The following is a 6582-nucleotide window of genomic DNA, read 5'->3' on the forward strand; positions in this document are numbered from 1 at the left end:
GCTTTGATCATGGATGAACGCGACATCGGCGAGATCGGCGGGCGATGCAATCGGCTTGCCATCCTTCCGTGACGTGCCCGGGGCGCACACCGGAAACACCGGGGCGTCCATCAACTTCTCGACCTGCACGCCCGGGTATGTCCCCAGGCCGTATCGGATCGCGACATCAACTTGGTCCTGGCCAACGTCGACCAGCTGATCGGTCGTCAAAAGCCGAACGTGGATATCCGGGTGGGCGTCGTGGAACCGATGAAGCCGGGGCGCCAGCCACTTCGCGGCGAAAGACTCCATGGTGCTGACGCGCAGGTGGCCGGGTTCAGCCGGTGCGGCTCGGTCCAGTGCGAGATCGAGCATCCCGAAAATCTCAGTGAGCGACGCCGCAAGGGCGGCGCCCTGCGGGGTGAGCGTCACCGTACGATGGCCACGCTCGAAGAGCTCGGTGCCCAGGTGGGCCTCGAGGCGTTTGACCTGGTGGCTCACCGCGGCCGGTGTGACAAAGAGCTGGGTGGCCGCCTTCTGGAAGCTCAAGGAACGTGCAGCGGCCTGAAACGCTCTCAACGCAGTGAGGGGAGGGGCGTGGCGCGGCTTCATCAGGGGGTTCCTGCCAGCACGGATGGCCGATCTTATCAGGTTAGTTTTACTAATCTGAAGGTCAAATCTTCTCGTTTGTCGGCGTCTGTCCGTCCGTCAATCATGGCGGCCTCCATTCAAAGGGTAGCCGACATGCATCTGAAACCGCTGGGTCCGGACGTGTTCTTGTGCGTCGGCGAGGACCACCAATCCGTTGCAACCGTGTTCCTCGATGGCAATGACGCGCTGCTGGTGGATGCACTCGGAAGTGCGGCCGACGCGGCTGCGTTGCGCGTGCTGATCTGCGACGAGCTGGGGAAAACGGTGCGCGTCATCGTCGCCACCCATTTCATGAGCGACCACATCGCGGGGCTCTCGACCTTCCCCGATGCCATGGTCATCGCGCACCGCAACTACCGCCACACCTTCCTGTCACAGAACCGCCGTGTCGACGCGTTTTACTGCGAGCCGCAGGTGGTGTTCGACAGCGCGATGCGCATCCGCTGGGGCCGCCATGAGCTACGCCTGCTGCACAATCCCGGCAAGACGATGGATCACATCAGCGTGGATGTTCCCACCGCCGACTTGGTCTGCGTGGGCGACAACATCGTGGGCAACATCGTCTACCTCTCAAAGGCCGATCCGGTCCAGATTCGAACGGCCATTGGTCGGGTGAAGCAGTTCGGGCGCGGCACTGTCATCGGTGGGCACATGGGCCGCTTTGACGCCGCCGTGCTCGACAACGCACTGCACTACCTGGACCGGATCCGCCAGAACGTGGTGGCGATACGCGCGCAAGGCGAGGGTGCATCGCTGGCGTCCCGGTTGGCCACCCTTCGGATCGGGGATTGYCTGGCGCCCGGCGTCGAGGCAAGCGCGTTCGAAACGGCGTGGCATCTGCACAACCTGGAGGCCATCGAATCCCAGGGCATCTTTGAGCTGGACACCTACCTGGCCCGTTCGGCGGATGTCGCATGAGCGGCGACGTGACAGATGGCGCACGCATGGGCCGTCGCGTCTTTCTTTCCGGCCTCGCCGCTGGCGCCACGGCCGCGCTGTTGCCGGTCTCCCACGCCGTCGCACGGCCAGCGTCGGACGACCTGCGGATTCAGCGCCTTGCCTGGGCGGGCATTCGCCTGCAGCTGCCAGGCTCAACCTTGCTGATCGACCCCCTGACCAATGCTGCGGAGTGGGGCAGGGCACTGCCGGACGTCCTGGTTCCCGTTGAGGGCGGGGTGGGCGACACGACGGTCTTGCTGACGCACGTCCACTCGGACCACTTCGACGCCGGTGCGGTGGTCCAGGCGCTGCGGAACGGCGGTAGCTTGATTTACCCCGAGGGGACCCATCCGCTTCCCGTCCCTGGAGGCGCCCGGGCACGTCCCGCAACGCTTTGGGAGCCGCAGTTGCTAGGTGACTTCACCGCCACGGCGGTGCCCGCCTCGGACGGATACGGCGATACTCAGGTGTCCTGGGTAGTGTCGGCCGCGGGCCGGCGGGTATTCCATGGGGGAGACACGATGTGGCACGGCCACTGGTGGAAGATCGGCCGTCAGCTCGGACCCTTCGATGTGGCGTTCCTGCCGATCAACGGCGCCACGTTCGGATGGCGCAAGCCTGTCAGCGGACAGCCGGGCGTTCTGACGCCCGAGCAGGCCATCGCCGCCGCAACCGTCCTGGGCGCGCGGCTTCTCGTCCCAATCCACTACGGCATATCGGGGGTTGATGAGTATCAGGAAGTAGACGATCCTCTGGGCGCTCTGGTCAGGGTGGCGCGGGGAACTGCCATCGACGTCCAGTCAGTGCAGCCGGGGGCGTGGGTGACGTGGAGGTGAGGTCTTGCTGAAGCGTCAAAGCGCTACGCCAGAAGCATTAACCGTCACGGGAACTTGTATGAAGAAACTTGCCTTCGCCGTTTTCCTTGCTTCCATGTTTGTCTCTCCTCTCTCAAATGCGACGGAGGATTCAGCCCCGTCCCGACCCTCTCTGGACGCGCTGCAGCGCATCATTGAGTCCCGCAGTCCGGAGACAAAGGTCGCTAAGCCCGACCATGATCGGATCACTGCACAGCGCATCGATATCGTCGATGAGAACGGGGTCATCCGCATGACCCTTTCAGGCCGGACGCCGGCGCCGATCATCGATGGGATCCAATACCGCCGGGCGTTCAACGTCGCCGGGCTGGTGCTTTACGACGACAAGGGCAGCGAGCGGGGCGGCTTCGGAACCGCCGACGTGGCCGGGGGGATGGCCGTTCTGGCCTTGGATCACCCGGCGATGGATGCCATCGGCTGGCGCGTCTCGCCGGACGGCGAGGTGGCGTTCTCGATCAACCAAGCACCGCCGCTGCTGCGTGAGCCTGCCCTCGACAACCGCTTGGTTCCCGGGGTTAAAACGTCCACGCGCATCCGAATGGTGGTGGGTGCAGACGGTGCCCCTGCGATCGCATTGAACGACAAAGCGGACAAGACACGCCTGCGGCTGACCGTAACCGAAGAGGGGTACGGCGCCATCGAGTTCCTCAATGCAAAAGGGGAGGTAATTCACACGCTGGCGCCAGAGGCGGAAACGGGACTGGCGAGGGTGCAATAGGCTCCGAAGCGCAGCCGGTGTCCAGAATGAACTTTGCCTGGTGGGCAAGCCATGCTGGTTGACACTGTGACGCCCGAGGCTGGCCTCCTGCATGGAATTCCGACGCATTGGAATGAGAGGCCAGCAGCGTTTGGCAGCCTGTCTGCCTAATCTCAACCCCAAATTGGAGATCAAGCCATGAGCACACGCTGGAGCTACCTGACTGTTCAAATCGAAACGAATCCGATAGGCGAACCGAAGGGCGCTCCGAGACGAAGTGAATCGGCAAGGGCGGCCGCGCTCGGAACTGAACGACGCGGTCCACCTGCCGTCGGCGCCGGCGGTGCGGATTCTCAAGAAGGAGGTGCGAGATGCGCGCGCTGACACGTTGGGGCATGGGCATGATGCTGCTTTTCACCGCCACGCTCGCCCAAGCTGCGCCGCCGGCACAGACCGCTGCCGCCCTGCTCGATCATCTTCAGGCCGGTGAGGCTACCGCGGCCGAGGCGATGTTCACTCCAGAGATGGCAAAGGCCGTGCCGGCGGCGCAGCTGCAGGCCCTGTGGCAATCGTTCGGCGCGCTGCAAGATCGCGGCGCGGCACAGGTCACTGCGCGCGGCGAGGTGAGCGTGGTGACACAGCGGCTGAGGTTTGCGGTGGGCGACATCGACACGCAAGTAGCGGTAGATGCCGGCGGCCGCGTTGCCGGCCTGAACTTCAAACCGGCGACCGCACAAGCGCCGCCAGCGCCCCCAGTGCCAGCTGATGCAAGTTTCCAAGAGCTGCCTTTCGACGTGGTGTCTGACAAGGGCGCCCTACCGGGCACGCTGGCCCTGCCCAAGGGCAAAGGGCCGTTCCGCGCGGTAGTGCTGGTGCACGGGTCCGGTCCACAGGACCGCGATGAAACGATTGGACCGAATCGTCCGTTCTTGGACGTAGCGCGCGGCTTGGCCGCCCACGGGATCGCGGTGCTGCGCTACGAAAAGCGTACCAAGGCACGGCCGCAGGAGTTCAGCGGCAACGACTACACGATGGACGATGAAACCACCAACGATGCCGTCGCCGCCGTCGCCGGCCTGGCCAAGGCCCCGGGCATCGACGCGCACCACGTCTATGTGATGGGGCACAGTCAGGGCGGCATGCTGGCGCCCCGCATTGCGCAGCGCTCGGGCAAGGTGGCGGGGCTGGTCCTGTGGTCAGCGCCGGCCCGCTCGCTGCTGACCGTGTTGCCGGAACAGAACCGCTACCTCTTGGGCCTGGATGGGAGCATCAGCGCCGACGACCAGGCCATCCTGGACAAACTGGACGGGCAGATCGCCGCCGCACGGGGCACGGCACCGGTTGCTGCCAAGGACCTGCCACTGGGCGTGCCGGCGAGTTACTGGCGCGCGTTCGAGAACATTGATCCGGTCGCCGACGCCAAGGCCTCAGCACTGCCCATTTTGCTGCTCCAAGGCGGCCGTGACTTCCAAGTCGTGGATACGGACTGGCAGCTGTGGCAACACGGCTTGGCTCGCCAGCGCCAAGTCAGCTTCAAACACTATCCGGCGGTGAACCACCTGGGCGTCGCCGGCCAAGGCCCGGGTTCGCTGCAGGAATACAACACGCCCGGCAACGTCCTTCCGCAGCTTGTGGACGACGTGGCACAGTGGATTGAGGCACAGCGATGAAGGTTTGGACGGCGATGGTCGCGGATTGGGCCGTAGCCCGCCCACCTGCATAGCGGCTGCTGTGGTTGGTGGGTCCCGATGCTGTGCGTAGCGGTGATGCTTGCCGCTGGCATGCAATCGACGCAGCGCCCGCCATGGCCTCAGCTYCGCCTTGCCATTCTTGGTGCTGGTGACGGCKGGGTGGATCTGGGCGGGGCTGCAGCTTGCCCGGCTTCCAGTCCGGGCAATATCTGAGCGACCGGAGCAAGGCGTGCTGCTTGGTCACCGATACCGGCCGCGCGCTTACATTCGGCTGCGAGATGGCAGCGCTCTGTCGCTTTCGCCCTCTCTTTGTCCCCTCCCTCTTCCTACCCACGTCTTGCGTCTCTCTTGCATCCGGTCAATGAATGAGTCAGCAAGTTAGGTGGTGCACGGATGATCTCGACGTAAACTGGCTTGCAGTTGACTCTGAGCGGTCCGTGGCAGGAGAGACACGGGTAAATTCGTTTCAGGCGGGGAGGCATCGGGAAGAGGCCGACCCATCACGGCAATAGAAGATCCAACAATTGATACAACCTCGTGTCGAGCTCAGCGCGATTCGATTTCTTGGCTACGGCGCCAGTGGGCACCCGCAGTTCAGGGTCAGGCTCTCGGAAAGCGGGCGGGGCGCCCTTCGCAGTTTTTCCATGAATCGCGCGGGCACGTGGATCCATTTGGATTTGGACGGCGCTCGTCTGACATCGGCCTTTATTGGTCCCGCGATGGATCTGCAGGAATTCACTGCTAGCGTCGATCGGCCTGAGCTGGCGGCCAAACTCCAYGCAATCGCGCAAGGGCTGGTAGCCCTTCCATGGCTGGTTTTGTGGGCATAAAAGTGCGTGGAACTTACTCTCTGGCGGGCCCCCTCATTTAAGGTGCTGTATCGCCTGCGCGTTCTGCAATGGGGCGAACTTGTTGGACGAGGGTAAGCAGTGTCTTGCCCGGCTCTTCAATCATGACCTCGTGAGCAGACTGTTCAAACCAGATGATCTGCTTCTCGGGAGCGGCGAGCTTGTCGGCCCATTCGGCGGCCAGTTCCGAAGACACGTTGTGGTCATGACGGCCCAAGAACAGAAACACGGGTGTGTCGATGCGACGCACCGATGACATGTCCAGGGATAAGACCTCCGACAGCAAGTGCTCCATCGAGAAGTCGTTGCCGTTCCAGATGGCCGCGACGTCGGCATCCGAATACTCCGGGGAGAGCTTTATCGCTGCAGCTTCCGCATCGCCGCCACGGCGGTTGTGAACCATGCCCCCGTAGTGGTTGAGCCACTTGCGCTGTTTGAAGAGGCTCTGCAAGGGAACCGGCGCGGCGCCTTGCGCATACGGGGCTAGCTCTTGGAGCTCGGCTACTGCTTTCGCGTTTCCGTCCTCCTTGGCTTGGTGAAGGGTCCACGCCCACCCGCGCCGCTCGCTCTCCGGGGCGTTGGATATCTGTCCGATGCCGATGTAGGCATGCAGCCAATTGGGATGGCGTTGCGCGACCTCCAGGCCGAGGTAGCTGCCCCAAGAGTGGCCCAGCAGGAAGATCTTCTCCTTTCCGAACTCCCGCCGCAGCCATGCAACCATCTCCTCCGCATCGGCGACCATCTGTTCGCGCGTCATGGAGGGTGCTATCACGGACGGTTCGTTAGCGGCGTAGGTCTTGCCAGCGCCGCGCTRGTCCCACTGGACGACCGTGAAATACTCTTCCCAGCCGCGTTGAAAATACCAACTGGTGGGCATCGATACCCAGCCCGGCCCGCCGTGG

At 63.7% G+C, this 6582-nt stretch carries 6 protein-coding genes; 4 read left to right on the forward strand and 2 right to left on the reverse strand.

The genetic code is table 11. The features are described 5' to 3' along the window. On the reverse strand, window positions 1–591 hold a 591-nt coding region (locus ACXJKH_RS12260; RefSeq protein WP_457319640.1), incomplete at its 3' end, for a LysR substrate-binding domain-containing protein. Here ACXJKH_RS12260 and ACXJKH_RS12265 point away from each other — a divergent pair. From ACXJKH_RS12265 to ACXJKH_RS12280, 4 genes are all read left to right on the forward strand, one after another. Beyond that, window positions 577–1548, forward strand: a complete 972-nt coding sequence (locus ACXJKH_RS12265; protein ID WP_457319641.1) for an MBL fold metallo-hydrolase — start codon at window positions 577–579, stop codon at window positions 1546–1548. The two genes, ACXJKH_RS12260 and ACXJKH_RS12265, sit on opposite strands and share 15 nt — an antisense overlap. After that, on the forward strand, window positions 1545–2405 hold the full coding sequence (locus ACXJKH_RS12270; protein WP_457319642.1) for an MBL fold metallo-hydrolase: 861 nt from the start codon (window positions 1545–1547) through the stop codon (window positions 2403–2405). Before ACXJKH_RS12265 ends, ACXJKH_RS12270 begins: the two co-directional genes overlap by 4 nt. A gap of 58 nt (window positions 2406–2463) precedes the next feature. After that, a complete protein-coding gene (locus tag ACXJKH_RS12275) occupies window positions 2464–3162 on the forward strand; it encodes a hypothetical protein (RefSeq protein WP_152153247.1) in 699 nt (232 codons plus the stop codon). 350 nt (window positions 3163–3512) lie between these two features. Then, on the forward strand, window positions 3513–4811 hold the full coding sequence (locus ACXJKH_RS12280) for an alpha/beta fold hydrolase (RefSeq protein ID WP_457319643.1): 1299 nt from the start codon (window positions 3513–3515) through the stop codon (window positions 4809–4811). Window positions 4812–5699: 888 nt separating this feature from the next. Here ACXJKH_RS12280 and ACXJKH_RS12285 read toward each other — a convergent pair. Further along, window positions 5700–6582: alpha/beta fold hydrolase (locus ACXJKH_RS12285; RefSeq protein ID WP_457319644.1), on the reverse strand; the 883-nt coding region annotated here is incomplete at its 5' end.

Source organism: Stenotrophomonas sp. P5_B8 (genome assembly GCF_054049855.1).